The organism is Streptomyces virginiae, assembly GCF_000720455.1.
Taxonomy (GTDB): domain Bacteria; phylum Actinomycetota; class Actinomycetes; order Streptomycetales; family Streptomycetaceae; genus Streptomyces; species Streptomyces virginiae.
Genome location: NZ_JOAK01000011.1, coordinates 64,828 through 83,652 on the forward strand (window position 1 = coordinate 64,828; position 18,825 = coordinate 83,652).

At 71.8% G+C, this 18,825-nt stretch carries 22 protein-coding genes; 20 read left to right on the top strand and 2 right to left on the bottom strand.

The window, feature by feature from the left end; translation table 11 throughout:
* Positions 1 to 61: 61 nt before the first annotated feature.
* Positions 62 to 1,633 carry a signal recognition particle protein gene (gene ffh, locus IG86_RS0118405; RefSeq protein ID WP_030823729.1) on the top strand — a complete coding sequence of 524 codons (1,572 nt, stop codon included), beginning with the start codon at positions 62 to 64 and terminating at the stop codon, positions 1,631 to 1,633.
* Between the two features lie 116 nt (positions 1,634 to 1,749).
* Here the strand turns inward: ffh and IG86_RS0118410 are convergent, their stop codons facing one another.
* Positions 1,750 to 2,436 (bottom strand): hypothetical protein, encoded by a 687-nt coding sequence (locus IG86_RS0118410; RefSeq protein ID WP_030823732.1) that lies wholly within the window; start codon positions 2,434 to 2,436, stop codon positions 1,750 to 1,752.
* 131 nt (positions 2,437 to 2,567) lie between these two features.
* Between IG86_RS0118410 and proS the strand changes: the two genes are divergently transcribed.
* The 18 genes from proS to IG86_RS0118500 all read left to right on the top strand — a co-directional run bounded on the left by proS (position 2,568) and on the right by IG86_RS0118500 (position 17,095).
* Entirely contained in the window at positions 2,568 to 3,980 is a 1,413-nt protein-coding gene (gene proS / locus IG86_RS0118415; RefSeq protein WP_030898062.1) for a proline--tRNA ligase, read from the top strand.
* 209 nt (positions 3,981 to 4,189) lie between these two features.
* Entirely contained in the window at positions 4,190 to 4,786 is a 597-nt protein-coding gene (locus IG86_RS0118420) for a hypothetical protein (protein ID WP_030823737.1), read from the top strand.
* A gap of 301 nt (positions 4,787 to 5,087) precedes the next feature.
* Positions 5,088 to 5,525, top strand: a complete 438-nt coding sequence (gene rpsP, locus IG86_RS0118425) for a 30S ribosomal protein S16 (protein WP_030031059.1) — start codon at positions 5,088 to 5,090, stop codon at positions 5,523 to 5,525.
* Positions 5,526 to 5,527: 2 nt separating this feature from the next.
* Positions 5,528 to 5,767 carry an RNA-binding protein gene (locus tag IG86_RS0118430; RefSeq protein WP_030011889.1) on the top strand — a complete coding sequence of 80 codons (240 nt, stop codon included), beginning with the start codon at positions 5,528 to 5,530 and terminating at the stop codon, positions 5,765 to 5,767.
* An 83-nt stretch (positions 5,768 to 5,850) separates the two neighbouring features.
* Positions 5,851 to 6,417 carry a ribosome maturation factor RimM gene (rimM, locus tag IG86_RS0118435; protein WP_030031060.1) on the top strand — a complete coding sequence of 189 codons (567 nt, stop codon included), beginning with the start codon at positions 5,851 to 5,853 and terminating at the stop codon, positions 6,415 to 6,417.
* Positions 6,417 to 7,238 carry a tRNA (guanosine(37)-N1)-methyltransferase TrmD gene (gene trmD / locus IG86_RS0118440; RefSeq protein WP_030823742.1) on the top strand — a complete coding sequence of 274 codons (822 nt, stop codon included), beginning with the start codon at positions 6,417 to 6,419 and terminating at the stop codon, positions 7,236 to 7,238. The genes rimM and trmD overlap by 1 nt, the downstream gene beginning before the upstream one ends.
* A gap of 134 nt (positions 7,239 to 7,372) precedes the next feature.
* Positions 7,373 to 7,723, top strand: a complete 351-nt coding sequence (rplS, locus tag IG86_RS0118445) for a 50S ribosomal protein L19 (RefSeq protein WP_030823745.1) — start codon at positions 7,373 to 7,375, stop codon at positions 7,721 to 7,723.
* A gap of 44 nt (positions 7,724 to 7,767) precedes the next feature.
* On the top strand, positions 7,768 to 8,520 hold the full coding sequence (gene lepB / locus IG86_RS0118450; protein ID WP_037942703.1) for a signal peptidase I: 753 nt from the start codon (positions 7,768 to 7,770) through the stop codon (positions 8,518 to 8,520).
* A gap of 163 nt (positions 8,521 to 8,683) precedes the next feature.
* Entirely contained in the window at positions 8,684 to 9,466 is a 783-nt protein-coding gene (lepB, locus tag IG86_RS0118455) for a signal peptidase I (RefSeq protein WP_385871840.1), read from the top strand.
* Positions 9,467 to 9,578: 112 nt separating this feature from the next.
* Positions 9,579 to 10,475, top strand: coding sequence for a signal peptidase I (lepB, locus tag IG86_RS0118460; RefSeq protein ID WP_078848099.1), 897 nt, complete (start codon positions 9,579 to 9,581; stop codon positions 10,473 to 10,475).
* Between the two features lie 41 nt (positions 10,476 to 10,516).
* Positions 10,517 to 11,296, top strand: a complete 780-nt coding sequence (gene lepB, locus IG86_RS0118465) for a signal peptidase I (protein ID WP_030650954.1) — start codon at positions 10,517 to 10,519, stop codon at positions 11,294 to 11,296.
* Positions 11,286 to 11,792, top strand: a complete 507-nt coding sequence (locus IG86_RS0118470; RefSeq protein ID WP_030898072.1) for an NUDIX hydrolase — start codon at positions 11,286 to 11,288, stop codon at positions 11,790 to 11,792. Before lepB (IG86_RS0118465) ends, IG86_RS0118470 begins: the two co-directional genes overlap by 11 nt.
* Positions 11,793 to 11,847: 55 nt before the next feature.
* Positions 11,848 to 12,156 (top strand): DUF2469 domain-containing protein, encoded by a 309-nt coding sequence (locus IG86_RS0118475; protein WP_005311352.1) that lies wholly within the window; start codon positions 11,848 to 11,850, stop codon positions 12,154 to 12,156.
* 108 nt (positions 12,157 to 12,264) lie between these two features.
* Positions 12,265 to 12,636, top strand: coding sequence for a YraN family protein (locus IG86_RS0118480; protein ID WP_030823762.1), 372 nt, complete (start codon positions 12,265 to 12,267; stop codon positions 12,634 to 12,636).
* Positions 12,636 to 14,267 carry a YifB family Mg chelatase-like AAA ATPase gene (locus tag IG86_RS0118485; protein ID WP_030898079.1) on the top strand — a complete coding sequence of 544 codons (1,632 nt, stop codon included), beginning with the start codon at positions 12,636 to 12,638 and terminating at the stop codon, positions 14,265 to 14,267. Before IG86_RS0118480 ends, IG86_RS0118485 begins: the two co-directional genes overlap by 1 nt.
* The gene (gene dprA, locus IG86_RS0118490; RefSeq protein ID WP_051785269.1) at positions 14,264 to 15,388 is read left to right on the top strand and encodes a DNA-processing protein DprA; all 1,125 of its coding nucleotides are present in this window, start codon (positions 14,264 to 14,266) and stop codon (positions 15,386 to 15,388) included. Before IG86_RS0118485 ends, dprA begins: the two co-directional genes overlap by 4 nt.
* 260 nt (positions 15,389 to 15,648) lie before the next feature.
* On the top strand, positions 15,649 to 16,485 hold the full coding sequence (gene whiG, locus IG86_RS0118495) for an RNA polymerase sigma factor WhiG (protein WP_045936347.1): 837 nt from the start codon (positions 15,649 to 15,651) through the stop codon (positions 16,483 to 16,485).
* 52 nt (positions 16,486 to 16,537) lie between these two features.
* Positions 16,538 to 17,095 carry a TetR/AcrR family transcriptional regulator gene (locus IG86_RS0118500; protein ID WP_030823768.1) on the top strand — a complete coding sequence of 186 codons (558 nt, stop codon included), beginning with the start codon at positions 16,538 to 16,540 and terminating at the stop codon, positions 17,093 to 17,095.
* Here IG86_RS0118500 and IG86_RS0118505 read toward each other — a convergent pair.
* On the bottom strand, positions 17,049 to 17,606 hold the full coding sequence (locus tag IG86_RS0118505; protein WP_063761545.1) for a M23 family metallopeptidase: 558 nt from the start codon (positions 17,604 to 17,606) through the stop codon (positions 17,049 to 17,051). The genes IG86_RS0118500 and IG86_RS0118505 overlap by 47 nt on opposite strands.
* Positions 17,607 to 17,856: 250 nt before the next feature.
* Between IG86_RS0118505 and rpsB the strand changes: the two genes are divergently transcribed.
* The gene (rpsB, locus tag IG86_RS0118510; protein ID WP_030898086.1) at positions 17,857 to 18,747 is read left to right on the top strand and encodes a 30S ribosomal protein S2; all 891 of its coding nucleotides are present in this window, start codon (positions 17,857 to 17,859) and stop codon (positions 18,745 to 18,747) included.
* Positions 18,748 to 18,825: the final 78 nt, after the last annotated feature.

Genomic DNA, 18,825 nt, shown 5'->3' on the forward strand with positions numbered 1-18,825 from the left:
GAAGGGCCCGATACCCTGGGGGACGACCACAACGCCCCCGACCCGAGGAATCGCGACCACCGTGTTCGATACGCTCTCCGACCGCTTGGCGAATACCTTCAAGGGCCTGCGCGGCAAAGGCCGGCTGTCCGAGGCTGACATCGACGCAGCGGCCCGGGAAATCCGTATCGCGCTCCTCGAGGCCGACGTCGCCCTCCCGGTCGTCCGCTCCTTCATCGCGAACGTCAAGGAACGCGCGCGCGGTGAGGAGGTCAGCAAGGCCCTGAACCCGGGCCAGCAGGTCCTGAAGATCGTCAACGACGAGCTCATCACCATCCTCGGTGGCGAGACCCGGCGGCTGCGCTTCGCCAAGACCGCCCCCACCGTGATCATGCTGGCCGGTCTCCAGGGTGCGGGCAAGACCACCCTCGCCGGAAAGCTCGGCCTCTGGCTGAAGGGGCAGGGCCACGCCCCGCTGCTCGTCGCCTGCGACCTCCAGCGCCCCAACGCCGTCAACCAGCTGAGCGTCGTCGCCGAGCGCGCCGGCGTGGCCGTGTACGCGCCCCAGCCCGGCAACGGCGTCGGCGACCCGGTCCAGGTCGCGAAGGACTCCGTCGAGTACGCGCGCACCAAGCAGTTCGACATCGTCATCGTCGACACCGCCGGCCGCCTCGGCATCGACGCCGAGCTGATGCAGCAGGCCGCGGACATCCGCGACGCCGTCAGCCCGGACGAGATCCTCTTCGTCGTCGACGCCATGATCGGCCAGGACGCGGTCAACACCGCCGAGGCCTTCCGCGACGGCGTCGGCTTCGACGGCGTGGTGCTCTCCAAGCTCGACGGCGACGCCCGCGGCGGTGCCGCGCTCTCCATCGCGCACGTCACCGGCAAGCAGATCATGTTCGCCTCGAACGGCGAGAAGCTCGACGAATTCGACGCGTTCCACCCCGACCGCATGGCGGGCCGGATCCTCGACATGGGTGACATGCTCACCCTCATCGAGCAGGCCGAGAAGACCTTCTCGCAGGCCGAGGCCGAGAAGATGGCGGCCAAGCTCGCCAAGGGTCCCAAGGAGTTCACGCTCGACGACTTCCTGGCCCAGATGGAGCAGGTCCGCAAGATGGGCTCCATCTCCAAGCTGCTCGGCATGCTGCCCGGCATGGGGCAGATCAAGGACCAGATCAACAACATCGACGAGCGCGACGTCGACCGCACTGCCGCGATCATCAAGTCGATGACCCCGGCCGAGCGCCAGGACCCGACGATCATCAACGGCTCGCGGCGCGCCCGTATCGCCAAGGGCTCCGGCACCGAGGTCAGCGCCGTCAAGTCCCTGGTCGAGCGGTTCTTCGACGCCCGCAAGATGATGTCCCGCATGGCCCAGGGCGGCGGCATGCCCGGCATGCCGGGCATCCCCGGGATGGGCGGCGGCCCCGGCCGGCAGAAGAAGCAGGTCAAGCAGGCCAAGGGCAAGCGCAAGAGCGGCAACCCGATGAAGCGCAAGGAAGAGGAGGCCGCAGCCGCGGCCCGGCGCGAGCAGGGCCCGCAGACGGTGGACCCGGCGGCCGCTTCCAACCCGTTCGGCCTTCCCGCCGGCGGTCAGGGCGGTCAGGACTTCGACCTCCCGGACGAGTTCAAGAAGTTCATGAAGTAGTCCGCGGACAGTCGCGACGAGGGCCCCGGCCGGGGTGTGAGCAGCAGTTCACACGGTCGGGGCCCTTCCGTTCGCCGACGTGCCGCTCTCCCCCGCCCCGATGCGCCCGCAGGCCGTTACGCCACCCGGGCGATGACGTACCGGAAGATGTTCGGCAGCCACACGGTGCCGTCGGGTCGCTCGAACGGATGAAGCGCCTCGGCGAGCTCCTTCTCCGCGAGCGCGGCATCGGACGTGCCGTCGTAGAGCCCGGTCGACAGGAGCCCCCGCACCGCGCTGTCCACGTCCGCGTAGCCGAAGGGGCAGAACACCCGCCCCGAACCGTCCGGCCGCAGCCCGGCGCTCTCCACCACCGCGTCCAGGTCCCCGGGCGCCGGGCCGCCGCCCAGCACCGAGGGCACCGTGCAGCGTTCGGCGGGACCCCAGTCGGCCAGCACCACGGCTCCGCCGCGTCTGACCACCGGCAGCGCCGAGGACAGGGCCGCCGGCGCGGGGGAGAACGCCAGCAGGGCGTCGTAGGGGCGGGGCGGCGGGGGCGTCGCGGGCGGGGCCGCCAGCACCTCCAGCAGCCGTTCGCGGGCCAGCGCCCGCCGGGCCGGATCCGCCTCCACACCCGTGGCCGCGGCTCCCCGCGCGGCCGCCAGCAGCAGGGCCAGGCCGGCCCCGCAGTCGAGGCCCAGCAGCCGGTCACCCGGCCCGACCTCCAGCCGGTCGTAGACCGCCTCGTACAGCGGTACCAGCATCCGTTCCTGGATCTCCGCCCAGTCCCGGGCGACGAGCGTCGCGGTCGGCGTCGGTGTCATCGAAGAAGCGCTCCTGATTCCGTGTCGCCCCCCAGCCCCCGTTGCCAGAGAACTCCCCATTCGCCCCCGCGTCCAGAGGAGCGCGGCACCCGATTCACGCATCCTGTGCCGGGCGCCGTACGATTCGCGGCATGGCAAAGGCACCCGTTCTCACCCCGCAGGCGGAGGATTTCCCCCGCTGGTACCAGGATCTGATCAACAAGGCCGAGCTGGCCGACAACGGTCCGGTCCGCGGCACCATGGTCATCCGACCGTACGGCTACGGCCTGTGGGAGCGGATGCAGCAGGAGATGGACGCCCGGATCAAGGACCAGGGCGCCCAGAACGCGTACTTCCCCCTCTTCATCCCGCAGTCGTACCTGACGCGCGAGGCCGAGCACGTGGAGGGCTTCGCCCCCGAGCTCGCGGTCGTCACGCACGGCGGCGGCAAGGAGCTGGAGGAGCCGGTCGTCGTCCGGCCCACGTCCGAGACGATCATCAACGACTACTTCTCCAAGTGGGTCCAGAGCTACCGGGACCTGCCCCTGCTGATCAACCAGTGGGCCAACGTGGTCCGCTGGGAGATGCGCCCCCGCGTCTTCCTCCGCACGAGCGAGTTCCTCTGGCAGGAGGGCCACACGGCCCACGCCACCTACGAGGACGCCCGCGACTACGCCGCCCGCATCCACCGCGACGTCTACGGCGACTTCATGACGAACGTGCTCGGCATCGACGTCGTGCTCGGCCGCAAGACCGCCAAGGAGCGCTTCGCCGGCGCCATCAACACCCTCACCCTCGAGGGCATGATGGGCGACGGCAAGGCCCTGCAGATGGGCACCAGCCACGAGCTCGGCACCAACTTCGCCAAGGCCTTCAACACCCAGTACCTGTCGAAGGAAGGCAAGCAGGAACTCGTCTGGCAGACCTCGTGGGGCGTGTCGACCCGCATGGTCGGCGGTCTGATCATGTCCCACGGCGACGACAACGGCCTGCGCGTCCCGCCGCGTCTCGCGCACGTCCAGGTCGTCGTCATGGCGATCAAGGGTGACGAGGCCGTCGCCAAGGTCCGCGAGCTGGGCGACCGGCTCAAGGCCGCCGGCATCCGCGTGCACGTCGACGACCGCGTCGACACCCCCTTCGGCCGCCGCGCCGTGGACTGGGAGCTCAAGGGCGTGCCGGTCCGCATCGAGATCGGCCCCCGCGACCTGGAGGCCGGCACCGCGATGCTCGCCCGCCGGATCCCGGGCGGGAAGACCCCGGTCCAGATCGACGCGCTCGTCGACCTGCTGCCCAAGGTGCTGGACGAGGACCAGGCGCAGCTGCTGCGCGAGTCCCGCGAGCGCCGCGAGTCCCGCACCTCCGACGTGGCGACCATCGAGGAGGCCGCCGAGGCCGCGGTCGCCGGCGGCTGGGCGCGGATCCCGTGGGCCGACCTCGGCCCGGAGGGCGAGGCGAAGCTGGCCGAGCAGGCCGTCTCCGTACGCTGCCTGGTGGCCGAGGACGGGTCCGTGCCGGAGGCCGACGACGCTCCCGGTACCCTCGCGATCGTGGCGCGCTCGTACTGATCACGCCGCCGAGGCTCCCGGGCCCCGGCGTGCGGCAGGTGCCGCACGCCGGGGCCGGTCCTTTTTGGTCGTCGTTACGTACCGACTCCTCCTGAGTTCGGCGCACCCGTCCTCGTCGGGACGCATGAGCATGAACTGACTGGTACGTGCAAAAAATTTGGAATGGCCCGGAATCGGAACACCCGGGCACCCCGGCTCGTTGTCACGACGTGAGCACGACACCACCTGTTCTCGCCGCAGAGCTGGCGCAGGCGTGGGCCGACATTCAGCGGTACCACCCCGAGCTGCCTGACCTTGCCGCGCCCGAGTCCCTGATCGGAGAGTCCTCGTCCGCCTGCGGCGCCGAGCTCTCCTTCGAGCGACTGCTGCACGAGGCAGTCCACGGCATCGCGGCCGCCCGCGGTGTCCGTGACACCTCGCGCGCAGGCCGCTACCACAACCGCAGATTCCTCGCGATCGCCGAGGAGATGGGGCTGGACCACTCCGACGAGCCGCACGCGAGCAGCGGCTTCTCGCTGGTCACGCTCAATCCCGAGGCCAAGCGGCGCTACCGTCCCACCATCGAGCGGCTGCAGCGCGCCCTCAAGGCGCACACCGTCGCCACCGCCGCCGACACCAAGCGCACCTTCCGCGGACCCGCGGCCCGGCACGGCTCCTCGGGCGGAGGCGTGCGGGTCAAGGCGGTCTGCGACTGCGGGCGCAACGTACGGGTCGTCCCCTCCGTGCTCGCCCAGGCGCCGATCGTGTGCGGCGGCTGCATGAAGCCCTTCCGCATCCCCGAAGTCGCGATCGCGGCGGCCTCCTGACCGCCCTCCCGCCCGCCGACGGGGCCACCGCCCCACGGTGAAGCGACCGCCGGACCCCCGCCCCCACCGGGGCGGCCGGTCTGCGCACGCGCGGGCACCCCGCGGCCACCGCCGGCGGCAGTCCGTCCTGCCCGCCCGGCCGAGTGCGCCGCAGGCGTATGGCACAATGGCTAGCTGTACTCGACAGTCGCATAGGACCCCTCTCTCCTCCGGCTGACGCGTCCATCGGGCACCCGAGTACCGCAACCCCACGTGGCATCTCATGTGCCCAACCACGTCAAGTTCAGGAGACACCACTCCAGTGGCAGTCAAGATCAAGCTCAAGCGCCTCGGTAAGATCCGCTCTCCCCACTACCGCATCGTCGTCGCCGACGCCCGCACCCGTCGGGACGGCCGCGCGATCGAGGAGATCGGCATCTACCAGCCGACCTACAACCCGTCGCGCATCGAGGTCAACGGCGAGCGCGCCCAGTACTGGCTTTCTGTCGGCGCCCAGCCGACCGAGGCCGTTCTCGCCATCCTGAAGCTCACCGGTGACTGGCAGGCGCACAAGGGCCTCCCGGCCCCCGCGCCGCTGCTGCAGCCGGCCACGAAGGAAGACAAGCGTCGCTCCTTCGACGAGTTCGCCAAGGCCCTCGAGGGCATCGGCGAGGGCAAGGGCGAGGCCATCACGCAGAAGAAGAAGGCCGACAAGAAGGCGGACGAGGCTGAGGCCGCCGCCGAGTCGACCGAGGCCTGAGCATGCTCGAGGAGGCTCTTGAGCACCTCGTAAAGGGCATTGTGGACAACCCCGACGAAGTGCAGGTCGCCTCGCGCAACCTGCGCCGCGGGCAGGTGCTCGAGGTTCGGGTCCACCCCGACGACCTCGGCAAGGTGATCGGCCGCAACGGCCGCACCGCACGTGCCCTGCGTACCGTCGTGGGCGCCATCGGCGGCCGGGGGATCCGCGTCGACCTCGTCGACGTGGACCAGGTCCGCTGAGCAGTTGAATCACCGGCACGGGCCGGGGAGGGCATACGTGCCCGCCCCGGCCCGTCGTCGTCTGAACAGGAGAGGCACAGACAGTGGAGCTGGTAGTCGCGCGGATCGGCCGCGCCCACGGCATCAAGGGTGAGGTCACCGTCGAGGTGCGCACGGACGAGCCGGAACTGCGGCTCAGCCCCGGTGCCGTGCTGCGCACCGAACCGGCTTCGGTCGGCCCGCTGACCATCGAGACGGGCCGGGTGCACAGCGGCCGGCTGATGCTGCGCTTCGCCGGCGTCAAGGACCGCACCGCCGCGGAATCGCTGCGCAACACCCTCCTCATCGCCGACGTGGACCCGGCGGAGCTGCCCGAGGAGGAGGACGAGTACTACGACCACCAGCTGATGGACCTGGACGTGGTGCTCGAGGACGGCACCGAGATCGGCCGGATCACCGAGATCTCCCACCTGCCCTCGCAGGACCTCTTCATCGTCGAGCGCCCCGACGGCACCGAGGTGATGATCCCCTTCGTCGAGGAGATCGTCGCCGAGATCGACCTGGAGGAGCAGCGCTGCGTCATCACGCCGCCGCCCGGGCTGATCGACGACCGCGCCGAGATCGTCTCCACCCGTGACGCCGAGGCCGCGAGCTCCGAGGGCGACGCCTGATGCGGCTCGACGTCGTCACGATCTTCCCCGAGTACCTGGAACCGCTGAACGTCTCCCTCGTCGGCAAGGCCCGCGCCCGCGGCCAGCTCGACGTGCACGTCCACGACCTGCGGGACTGGACCCACGACCGGCACAACACGGTCGACGACACCCCGTACGGCGGCGGCCCCGGCATGGTCATGAAGACCGAACCGTGGGGCGAGGCGCTGGACGAGGCGCTGGCCGACGGCTACGAGGCGGGCGCGCACGGCCCCGTCATGGTGGTCCCCACGCCCAGCGGCCGTCCGTTCACCCAGGAACTGGCCGTCGAGCTCTCCGAGCGGCCCTGGCTGATCTTCACGCCCGCCCGCTACGAGGGCATCGACCGCCGCGTGATGGACGAGTACGCCACGCGCATGCCGGTGTACGAGGTCTCCATCGGCGACTACGTCCTGGCGGGCGGCGAAGCGGCCGTCCTGGTCGTCACCGAGGCCGTGGCCCGCTTGCTGCCCGGGGTCCTCGGCAATGCCGAGTCGCACCGGGACGACTCCTTCGCGCCCGGCGAGATGGCGAACCTGCTGGAGGGGCCCGTCTACACCAAGCCGCCGGTGTGGCGCGGCCGGGACATCCCCGACGTGCTGCTCAGCGGCCACCACGGCAAGATCGCCCGGTGGCGCCGGGACGAGGCGTTCCGCCGGACCGCGAGCAACCGCCCCGACCTGATCGAGCGTTGCGAGGCTTCCGCCTTCGACAAGAAGGACCGCGAGATCCTCTCCATCCTGGGCTGGCAGCCGTCGCCGGACGGCCGATTTTGGCGCAGGCCGCAAGCCGTGGAAGAATAGGCGGCTGCTGTGTGCTCGCCGGACGCCCCTGCCACAGGGGGACCGTCGGCCGCCGAGTGGCACGGCTCCGGAATTCTCTACGGAAACCCGCACTGGCGACCTGTGGCGTCATGCGAAGAAAGCAGACGAAGAACATGTCTCACCTGCTCGATGGCGTCAACGCCGCCGCGCTCCGCTCGGACGTCCCGGCCTTCCGCCCGGGTGACACGATCAACGTGCACGTCCGCGTGATCGAGGGCAACCGCTCCCGTATCCAGCAGTTCAAGGGTGTCGTCATCCGCCGCCAGGGCGCCGGTGTCTCCGAGACCTTCACCGTTCGCAAGGTCTCCTTCAGCGTCGGCGTGGAGCGTACCTTCCCGGTCCACTCCCCGATCTTCGAGAAGATCGAGCTCGTCACCCGCGGTGACGTGCGCCGTGCGAAGCTGTACTACCTCCGTGAGCTCCGCGGCAAGGCCGCGAAGATCAAGGAGAAGCGCGACAAGTAAGGTCGCCACCGGTGTCCGGGGGCGGCCGGATAGGCTCGCCCCCGATGGACACCGAAGCACCTCACACGCAGCGCGGTCACTCTTCCCCCCGCGAGGGGCAAGGGTGGCCGCGTTCTGCGTTCTCCGGGACCGGCGCGGCCGGGCACGGCCGGCGGGCCTCGGGGCGGCAGCTGACCTGGCGCCGGGCCGGGGTGCTCGGCGTGGTCTGCACCGTCTTCCTGCTGCTGCTCAGCAACTTCGTCGTCCAGCCCTTCCTGATCCCCAGCCGCTCCATGGAGCCGACGCTCAGGGTCGGGGACCGGGTGCTGGTCAACAAGCTGGCGTACCGTTTCGGTGATCAGCCGCGCCGCGGGGACCTGGTGGTCTTCGACGGCACGGGATCCTTCGTACGGGAGCGCGCGGACGGCAACCCGGTCGGTGGCCTGGTGCACGGCGCGGCCTCGGCGCTCGGGCTGGCGGAGCCCTCCGACACCGACTTCGTGAAGCGGGTGGTGGGCGTGGGTGGTGACGACGTGGTCTGCTGTGACGCGGGCGGCCGGGTCGCGGTGAACGGCGTGCCGCTGGACGAGCCTTACCTGTTTCCGGGGGACGCGCCCTCGGCGGTGCCCTTCCGGATCGTCGTGCCCGTGGGGACCCTGTGGGTGATGGGTGATCATCGTTCCCAGTCCCGGGACTCGCGGGACCACCTCGGGGAACCGGGCGGGGGGATGGTGCCGGTGGAGAAAGTGATCGGGCGGGCCGACTGGATCGGCTGGCCGGTTTCGCGCTGGGGCGCCGTCGGCGGCGGCCATGGGTAGCCGCGGGCGGCCGCGGGGCCGACGGGAGCAGGAGCCCGAACCGGAGCAGCGCGCAAGGACGCGGGGCCGACGGGACTGGCTCGATGACGAGCCCGAGCCCCAGCCGCAGCCGCGCGCAAGACCGCGGGGCCGTCGCGAGCCCGAGCGGGAGCCGGAGCCGGTCGTGGCGGAGGGCGGCCGGGCCCAGCGGCGCCGGCTGGCGCGCAAGGTCCGGCGGCGCCGCCGCACGCGCCGGGCGGGCGAGCTGCCCCTGCTCGTGGTGGTGGCGCTGTGCATAGCCCTGCTCCTCAAGACCTTCCTGGTGCAGGCCTTCTTCATCCCGTCGGGCTCGATGGAGCAGACCATCCGGATCGGCGACCGGGTCCTCGTGGACAAGCTGACCCCGTGGTTCGGCTCCAAGATCGAGCGCGGGGACGTCGTCGTGTTCAAGGACCCCGGCGGCTGGCTCAAGGGCGAGTCGGCCCGGCAGGCCCCGGACCCGATCGTGGTCAAGCAGATCAAGCAGACGCTGACCTTCATCGGCCTGCTGCCCTCGTCCGACGAACAGGACCTGATCAAGCGCGTCATCGGCGTCGGCGGCGACACCGTCAAGTGCTGCGACGCCAAGGGCCGGGTCACCGTCAACGGCTCGCCGCTCGACGAGCCGTACGTGAACCCGGGCAACACCCCCTCCGACATCCCCTTCGAGGTGGAGGTGCCGGCCGGACGGCTGTTCGTGATGGGCGACCACCGAGCGAATTCGGCCGATTCCCGTTTTCACCTCGACGAGGCCTTCGAGGGCACCATCGACGAGAACGGGGTCGTGGGGGAGGCCGTGGTGATCGCCTGGCCGTTCGGACACTGGACCCGTCTGGAGCAGCCCGCGACCTTCCGCATGGTGCCCGATCAGGCACGGCGTGCGGGACGCGGCCGCAGGCGGCGCGGTTCGGGCGTGCCGTTCGCATAGTGTGTCCTCGGTCTCCCGAGCCTTAGGGAACTCCCGCTCGTTAAGGGAGGGGAGGGCCCGTGTCCGGTTCGGCGCGGGCGGCGATCGTGAGTGAGGAGTGGATGTGGGGGACGTGGCGGTAGGCGCACGGTCCGGACGCGACGAGGGCGAGGAGCGGCCGGACGACGCCGTCGCGCGCGAGACCGAGGAGGACGGCGCTCTGGAGAAGCCGCACCGTTCCTTCTGGAAGGAGCTCCCGCTCCTCATCGGCATCGCCCTGCTGCTGGCCCTGCTGATCAAGACCTTCCTGGTCCAGGCGTTCTCGATCCCCTCGGACTCGATGCAGGACACACTGCAGCGCGGGGACCGGGTGCTGGTCGACAAGCTGACCCCGTGGTTCGGCTCCGAGCCGGAGCGCGGCGAGGTCGTGGTCTTCCACGACCCCGCGAACTGGCTGTCGGGCGAGCCCACGCCGGAGCCGAACATCGCGCAGAAGGCCCTCAGCTGGATCGGCCTGATGCCGTCCGCCGAGGAGAAGGACCTGATCAAGCGGACCATCGCCATCGGCGGTGACACGGTCGAGTGCAAGAAGGGGGGACCGGTCGTCGTCAACGGCAAGGCGCTCGACGAGCCGTACATCTACCCCGGCAACACCCCGTGCGACGACCACCCCTTCGGCCCGCTCAAGGTGCCCGAGGGCAAGATCTGGGTGATGGGCGACCACCGGCAGAACTCGCAGGACTCCCGCTACCACATGGAGGACTCCACCCAGGGCTTCGTGCCGGTCGACAAGGTCGTCGGGCGGGCCGTCGTGATCGCGTGGCCGGTGACCCGCTGGTCCACGCTGCCGATCCCGGACACCTTCGACCAGCCGGGCATCGGCAACCAGGCCGCGGCCACCGCGCTCGGCCTCGGGGCCGCCGGACTGGCGCCGGTCGGGCTCGGCCCGGGCGCGCTGGGGCTCGCCGGAGCCGTCCCGCTCGTCATGTGGCGCCGCCGGAAGCTGACCGGGGGCCGTACCGACGGGTAGGGTGCCGCCCAGGTCGACGATCCCGATGTGGGGGCGCTGGAATGGGCGGAACAGAAGCGATACGCAGTGGCAAGGATGGCCGCGGCGGTCTCGGCAACGTGTTGTCGGGAATCGTCGTGGCCATCGGCTTTGCGCTCTTCCTCGGCGGCTTCGTGTGGGGGGCGCTCGTGTATCAGCCCTACACGGTCCCGACGGACTCGATGATGCCGACGGTGCGGCCCGGCGACCGGCTGCTGGCACAGCGCATCGACGGCGGTGAGGTGCGCCGCGGGGACGTGGTCATCTTTACTGATTCCATGTGGAGCGATTCGCCCATGGTCAAGCGGGTCGTCGGCGTCGGCGGCGACACCGTGAAGTGCTGCGGCGCGGCCGGCGAGCTGACCGTGAACGGCGTCCCGCTGGACGAGCCCTACGCCGACACCAGCCGGCCGGACTCGGGCCTGGCCATGCCGCCCGGACAGGCCCCGCCGCCCGGCACCCCCTTCGAGGTGACGGTCCCCGAGGAGAACCTCTTCCTGCTCGGCGACCGGCGTGCCGCCTCGCTCGACTCGCGCTCCCACCTCCAGGAGGCAGGCCAGGGCACCGTCCCGCGGTCCGCCGTCAGCGCCCGCGTCGACGCCCTGGCCTGGCCGTCCATGACGATGCTGGAGCGGCCGCGGACGTACGCCGCCCTGCCCGGCGGGACATCGGGGCACGGCCCGCTGCGGCTCCAGGTGACGGCCGTGATCGCCGGAGCCGCCCTGGTGGTGCTGGGAGCCGCGTACGGGCCCCTCGCGCGGGTCCTGGGGCGCGGGCGGCGGGAGCGGGCCGGTGTCGCCTGACCCGGCGGGTGACCACAGCCCCCGCCAGGTGTCCCGGGTGATCCTGCTGGACCCGGCGGACCGGATCCTGCTGCTGCACGGTTTCGAACCGGCCGATCCCTCGGACGACTGGTGGTTCACCCCGGGCGGCGGACTCGAGGGGACGGAGACCCGGGAGCAGGCCGCGCTGCGCGAGCTGGCCGAGGAGACCGGGATCACCGAGGTGGAGCTGGGGCCGGTGCTGTGGCACCGCTACTGCTCCTTCCCCTTCGACGGCCGGCGCTGGGAGCAGGACGAGTGGTACTTCCTGGCCCGGACCAGCCAGACCACGACCTGGATGGGCGGTCTGACGGAGCTGGAGCGGCGCAGCGTCACCGGAGCCAGGTGGTGGACCTCCGAGGAACTTCTCACGGCACATGAGACGGTGTACCCGACCAGACTCGCCGAGCTGCTCCGCACGCTGCTCGACGACGGTCCTCCGGGTGCCCCGGTGGTCCTGGCCCCGGAAATCGTTTAGGGGCGCAGGGCGCTGGCGCACAATAGGGGGACGCACGGCTGAAGGGGAACATGCCATGAGTGCCGAGGACCTCGAAAAGTACGAGACCGAGATGGAGCTGAAGCTCTATCGGGAGTACCGCGACGTCGTCGGGCTGTTCAAGTATGTGATCGAGACCGAACGCCGTTTCTACCTCACCAACGACTACGAGATGCAGGTGCACTCGGTCCAGGGGGAGGTGTTCTTCGAGGTCTCGATGGCCGATGCCTGGGTCTGGGACATGTACCGGCCGGCCCGCTTCGTCAAGCAGGTCCGGGTGCTGACCTTCAAGGACGTGAACATCGAGGAGCTCAACAAGAGCGACCTCGAACTGCCCGGCAGCTGATCGCCTCACCCGGAAGGGTGACGGGTCCGTCCACAGCCGTCCGGTTGTCCACCAAGATCCACAAGGTGGGCGGGGACGCGGGACCGTCGGTGCCGGAGGTGGTGCCGGATGGACGCGAAGAGCGTGGCACGGCAGGCGATGGGGCGGTACGGCGAGGAGCTCGCGGCACGGCGGCTGACCGAGGCCGGGATGACCGTGATCGCGCGGAACTGGCGGTGCCGCGGCGGGGAGATCGACATCGTCGCGCGCGACGGGGACGCCCTCGTCGTGTGCGAGGTGAAGACCCGGCGTGCGGGTGACTTCGAGCATCCGATGGCCGCCCTACGGGCCGCGAAGGCGGACCGGCTGCGGCGCCTCGCCGGGCGGTGGCTCGCCGATCACGGCGGACCACCGCCGGGCGGGGTCCGCATCGACCTGGTGGGAGTCCTGCTGCCGCGGCGCGGCGCGCCCCTGGTGGAACACGTCAGGGGGGTGGCCTGATGGGGTTCGCGCGAGCCTGCTCCGTGGCCCTGGTCGGCGTCGACGGCGTGGTGGTCGAGGTCCAGGCCGACCTGGAGCCCGGAGTCGCGGCCTTCACTCTGGTGGGGCTGCCGGACAAGACCCTCGTCGAGAGCCGGGACCGGGTGCGTGCGGCCGTGGTCAATTCCGGAGCGGCCTGGCCGCAGAAGAAGCTCACGGTCGGGCTGAGCCCGGCCTCCGTACCCAAGGGCGGCGCCGGATTCGACCTGGCCGTCGCGGCGGCCGTGCTCGGGGCGGCCGAGGTGGTCGACCCGGCGGCCATCGCCGACCTCGTCCTGATCGGCGAGCTGGGGCTGGACGGGCGGGTGCGTCCGGTCCGGGGGATCCTGCCGGCCGTCCTCGCCGCGGCCGAGGCCGGCTACCGGCAGGTGGTCGTCCCCCGGCAGTGCGCCGCGGAGGCCGCACTCGTACCGGACGTCTCGGTGCTCGGCGTGCGCAGCCTGCGCCAGCTGATCGCCGTCCTGACCGACGGGGAGGTGCCCGAGGAGGAGCCCGGGGACCCGCCGGGCCGCCCGGACCCGATGCTGGCCGGACTGCTCGTCCCGGGAGCGGGCCTGGGCACGGGTCTCGCCCCGGGCCGCCCCGACGGGGACTGCGCCGACTTTCCCGACCTCGCCGACGTGACCGGGCAGCACACGGCCCGCCGCGCCCTCGAAGTGGCCGCCGCCGGGGGCCACCACCTGTTCCTCAGCGGGCCCCCCGGCGCCGGGAAGACGATGCTGGCCGAGCGGCTGCCCTGGCTCCTGCCGCCGCTCACCCGCCAGGACTCCGTGGAGGTCACCGCGGTCCACTCGGTCGCGGGAATCCTGCCGCCCGGCGAACCCCTGGTCTCCCGGCCGCCCTACTGCGCCCCGCACCATTCGGCGACCATGCAGTCCCTGGTGGGCGGTGGTACCGGGGTGCCCAGGCCCGGAGCGGTCTCCCTGGCCCATAGAGGGGTGCTCTTCCTGGACGAGGCCGCGGAGTTCCACGGCCGGGCGCTCGACGCGCTGCGCCAGCCCCTGGAATCGGGGCACGTGGTCATCGCCCGCGCCGCCGGCGTGGTGCGGCTGCCCGCCAGATTCCTGATGGTCCTCGCCGCGAACCCCTGCCCGTGCGGACGGCACACCCTGCACGGCGCGGGATGCGAATGCCCGCCCTCGGTGATCCGGCGCTACCAGGCCCGGCTGTCCGGGCCGCTGCTGGACCGGGTGGACCTGAGGGTGGAGGTCGAGCCCGTGACCCGCAGCGACCTGCTGGGCCGGGGCGGCCGGGGGGAGTCCACCGCGGTGGTCGCCGACCGGGTGCGGGAGGCCCGGGAGCGCGCCGGGGCCCGGCTCACCGGCACGGCCTGGCGGCTCAACTCGGAAGTGCCGGGGCAGGAACTGAGGACCCGTTGGCAGGCGGCGCCGGGGGCGCTGGCGCAGGCCGAGCGGGAACTGGAGCGGGGACTGCTCACCGCGCGCGGGCTGGACCGGGTCCTGCGGGTCGCCTGGACCGTCGCCGACCTGCGGGGACGGGACCGGCCCGAGGCGCTGGACGTGGCCGTGGCGCTGGAGCTGCGGACCGGTATCGCCCGTGGGGCCATGTCGGTTCCGGGGGCCGGGACATGACGGGCGCACAGGACGAGGAGCTGCTGGCGCGGGCGGCCCTGACGCGGGTGCTGGAGCCCGGGGACGCGCACGGCGGGCGCTGGATCCGGGAGCACGGCGCCACGGGACTGCTCCGGCTGCTGACCGGCCCGGAGGCGCCATGGCGGACTCCGCCCGGGGTCGGACCGGAGCGGCTCGCCGCCTACCGCAGACGGGCGGCGCTGGCCGACCCCCGGCGCGACCTCGAACTGGCCGCCGGGTCGGGAGGCCGGTTCGTCTTCCCGGGGTCGGCGGAGTGGCCGACGCAGCTGGACGACCTGGGCGACGAACGCCCCGTCGGCCTCTGGCTGCGGGGCCGCTCCAACCTGCGTACGTGGGCACTGCGTTCGGTCGCCGTGGTCGGGGCCCGGGCCTGCACCCCGTACGGCGCGCACATGGCGCAGACGCTGGCCGCCGGCCTCGCCGAGCGCGGCTGGGTCGTGGTCTCCGGCGCCGCCTTCGGGATCGACGGGGCCGCGCACAGGGGGGCCCTCGCCTCCGGCGGGGCGACCGCGGCGGTGCTCGCCTGCGGGGTGGACGTCGCCTATCCCCGCGGACACGCAGGGCTGCTCGGCCGGATCGCCGGCCAAGGACTCGTCGTCGGGGAGCTGCCGCCGGGCAGCCACCCCACACCCAGCCGGTTCGTCCTGCGCAACCGGGTCATCGCCGCCCTCACCCGCGGCACCGTCGTCGTGGAGGCCGCCCACCGCAGCGGCTCCCTGGTCACCGCCCGGCGCGCGCAGCGGCTCGGACGGTTCACGATGGGCGTCCCCGGGCCCGCCACCAGCGGGCTCTCGGCGGGCGTGCACGAACTCCTCAGAGGTGAGGCCGTGCTGGTCACCGACGCGGCGGAAGTGGTCGAACTCGTCGGCTCCATGGGGGAGCTGGCCCCCGAGCGGCGCGGCCCCGTGCTCGCCCGCGACCTGCTGGACCGCGAAACGGCCCGCGTACTCGAAGCCCTCCCGGCCGGACGCCCCACGACCGCGGCCGAGCTGGCACTTGCCTGCGGCACCGGCACCGATGAAGTCATCGGCAGACTGTACGAACTTCACTCTCTGGGGTTCGTCGAACGGCAGGGCGACGGCTGGCAGTTGAGCGGATGAACGGCTGGAGGGGGCATACAAACCCGAGCCACCCGGCGAGGCGGTCGTTGACCTGGGGACTTCCGGTGGAAGAGTGAAAGAGATGAGAGACGCGGTCCTCCCGGTGGCAGTCGCCGGGACCGTGCGCCAGGCGCCGGTCCCGGGTCGCCCGCGCGAGCCGGGGCGCCCCTCGGCCCCCGCGCCATCCCGTACTCTTCGCGCACCGCGACACTTTCGTCACGCTACGCTCCCAAGGAATCCGGCTCCGGCAAAGGCGAAGCATGCCCCCACACACCTCAGGGTCCGACCGCGCTGCGGTGCCTCCCGCTGCCCGCGGCAGCGTGCGGTCCACCGCGCCCTCGTCCCTGGAGGTGCTGTGGCGCTCGTACAAGGACTCGGGTGACGAACGGCTGCGGGAGCAGCTGATCCTGCACTACTCACCCCTGGTGAAGTACGTGGCAGGCCGGGTCAGCGTGGGCCTGCCGCCCAACGTGGAGCAGGCCGACTTCGTCTCCTCCGGGGTCTTCGGGCTGATCGACGCCATCGAGAAGTTCGACATCGACCGCTCGATCAAGTTCGAGACGTACGCGATCACCCGGATCCGCGGCGCGATGATCGACGAACTGCGGGCGCTGGACTGGATCCCCCGCTCGGTCCGGCAGAAGGCGCGCGCCGTGGAGCGGGCCTACGCCACGCTGGAGGCCCAGCTGCGGCGCACCCCGACGGAGACCGAGGTCGCCGGCGAGATGGGGATCGGCGTGGAGGACCTCCACACCGTCTTCAGCCAGTTGTCGCTGGCGAACGTGGTCGCCCTGGAGGAGCTGCTGCACGTCGGCGGCGAGGGCGGCGACCGTCTCTCGCTGATGGACACGCTGGAGGACACCGCCGCCGACAATCCGGTGGAGGTGGCGGAGGACCGCGAACTGCGGCGCCTGCTGGCACGGGCCATCAACACGCTGCCCGAACGCGAGAAGACCGTCGTGACCCTCTACTACTACGAGGGCCTCACCCTGGCCGAGATCGGCAACGTGCTGGGCGTCACCGAGAGCCGGGTCAGCCAGATCCACACCAAGTCAGTGCTGCAACTGCGAGCGAAGTTGGCAGATGTGGGGCGGTGAGCTTGCGGTACCTCCGTAGAGTGGATGTGTGCCCAGGATTCGAGCGGCCTCCGTGGCCGAGCACCGGTCGATGCAGCGCGGCGCCCTCTTGGACGCCGCGCGTTCCCTGCTGTCCGAAGGCGGTACGGAGGCGCTGACCTTCCCCGCCCTGGCGGAGCGGACCGGACTCGCCCGGTCCTCCGTGTACGAGTACTTCCGCTCCCGCGCGGCCGTGGTCGAAGAGCTGTGCGCCGTGGACTTCCCCGTGTGGGCCGCCGAGATCGAGGCGGCGATGGAGCGGGCCGACTCGCCGGAGGCGAAGGTCGAGGCCTACGTGCGCAGCCAGCTGGGACTGGTGGGGGACCGGCGGCACCGGGCGGTCGTGGCGATCTCGGCCAGCGAGCTGGACGCGGGGGCCCGGGAGAAGATCCGGGCCGCCCACGGCGGGCTGATCGCGATGATCGTCGAGGCGCTGGCCGCCCTCGGGCAGGAACAGCCCAGGCTGGCCGCGATGCTCCTGCAGGGGGTCGTGGACGCCGCCGTGCGCCGCATCGAACTCGGCGCCGCGGAGGATCCCGAGGTCATCACGGAGACGGCCCTGGCCATCGCCCTGCGGGGCGTCCAGGGCTGAGCCCGCTGCCGTCGGTCCCCGCCGGCCCGCTCCACGCGCCGTCCGGTCGCGGGTGCGGCAGCAGGCGCGGGGTGGGCCGCGCCAGGAGCGCCAGCGGATTGAGGTACACCTCGCCCGACAACAGCCCCCAGTGCAGGCACGCCGTCGGGCAGTGCGACCCCTCCGTGAGCACCGCCACCACCTGCCCCGCCGAGACCTCCTCGCCCTCCGTGACCAGCGGCCGGACCGGTTCGTAGGTCGTGCGCAGACCGTTCGGCAGGGCGAGCGAGAGGACCCCGCGGCCCGCGACCGGCCCGGCGTGGTGGACCCGGCCCGCGGCGACGGCGCGCAGCTCCGCGCCCACCGGGGCGGCCAGGTCCACCCCGCGGTGTCCGGCCGCGTACGGGGTCGGGGGCGGGTCCCACCAGCGCGCCACCGACAGCGGCGCGGGCAGCGGCCGGACCACGGGCGGCGCCGCGGGCAGGGCCGTCTGGGCCAGGAGCAGGAGCAGGCTGAGCAGCAGTGTCGTCATGCCGCTCAGCGTCCCGCGGCCCCCCGGCCGGTGGGCCGGACTGTGGACGGTCGGGGCACTGTGGACAACGGCGTCACCCGGCATACCGCCGGGTCCCGTACACTTCTTGTGGCGATCCGGGTCACCGGGTCGACTTCGCACGCCCCGGCATCAGCCCGAAACGGCCAGGTGACAGCGTCTCTCGGTCCCCTCATGGGGGCAGGGCGCGGTGGGGCGTCAGGAACCAAACCGAGAAACCAAGGAGATGGCCATGGCCGTCGTCACGATGCGGGAGCTGCTGGAAAGCGGCGTCCACTTCGGTCACCAGACCCGCCGTTGGAACCCGAAGATGAAGCGCTTCATCTTCACGGAGCGCAACGGCATCTACATCATCGACCTGCTGCAGTCGCTGTCGTACATCGACCGCGCCTACGAGTTCGTGAAGGAGACCGTCGCGCACGGTGGCTCCATCATGTTCGTCGGTACCAAGAAGCAGGCCCAGGAGGCCATCGCCGAGCAGGCGACGCGCGTTGGCATGCCGTACGTCAACCAGCGCTGGCTCGGTGGCATGCTCACCAACTTCTCCACCGTCTACAAGCGCCTCCAGCGTCTGAAGGAGCTTGAGGCGATCGACTTCGAGGACGTCGCCGCCTCGGGTCTCACCAAGAAGGAGCTCCTGGTCCTCTCCCGCGAGAAGGCCAAGCTGGAGAAGACCCTCGGTGGTATCCGCGAGATGTCGAAGGTTCCCAGCGCCGTCTGGATCGTCGACACCAAGAAGGAGCACATCGCCGTCGGTGAGGCGCGCAAGCTCCACATCCCGGTCGTCGCGATCCTCGACACCAACTGCGACCCCGACGAGGTCGACTACAAGATCCCGGGCAACGACGACGCGATCCGTTCCGTCACCCTGCTCACCCGCGTGATCGCCGACGCCGTCGCCGAGGGCCTCATCGCCCGCTCCGGCGCTGCGACCGGCGACTCGAAGCCGGGCGAGAAGGCCGCCGCCGAGCCGCTCGCCGAGTGGGAGCGCGACCTGCTCGAGGGCGAGAAGAAGGCCGACGACGCCGAGGCCGCTGCCGCCCCGGCCGCCGAGGCCCCTGCCGCCGAGGCCCCGGCCGCCGAGGCTGTCGAGGCCCCGGCCGCCGACGCCGAGCAGGCCTGACCCACTGAGAGCGCCCGGCGTTCACGCGCCGGGCACTCACAGCACGGACGATGACGGCGGGGGAGCCGCGCCACGAGC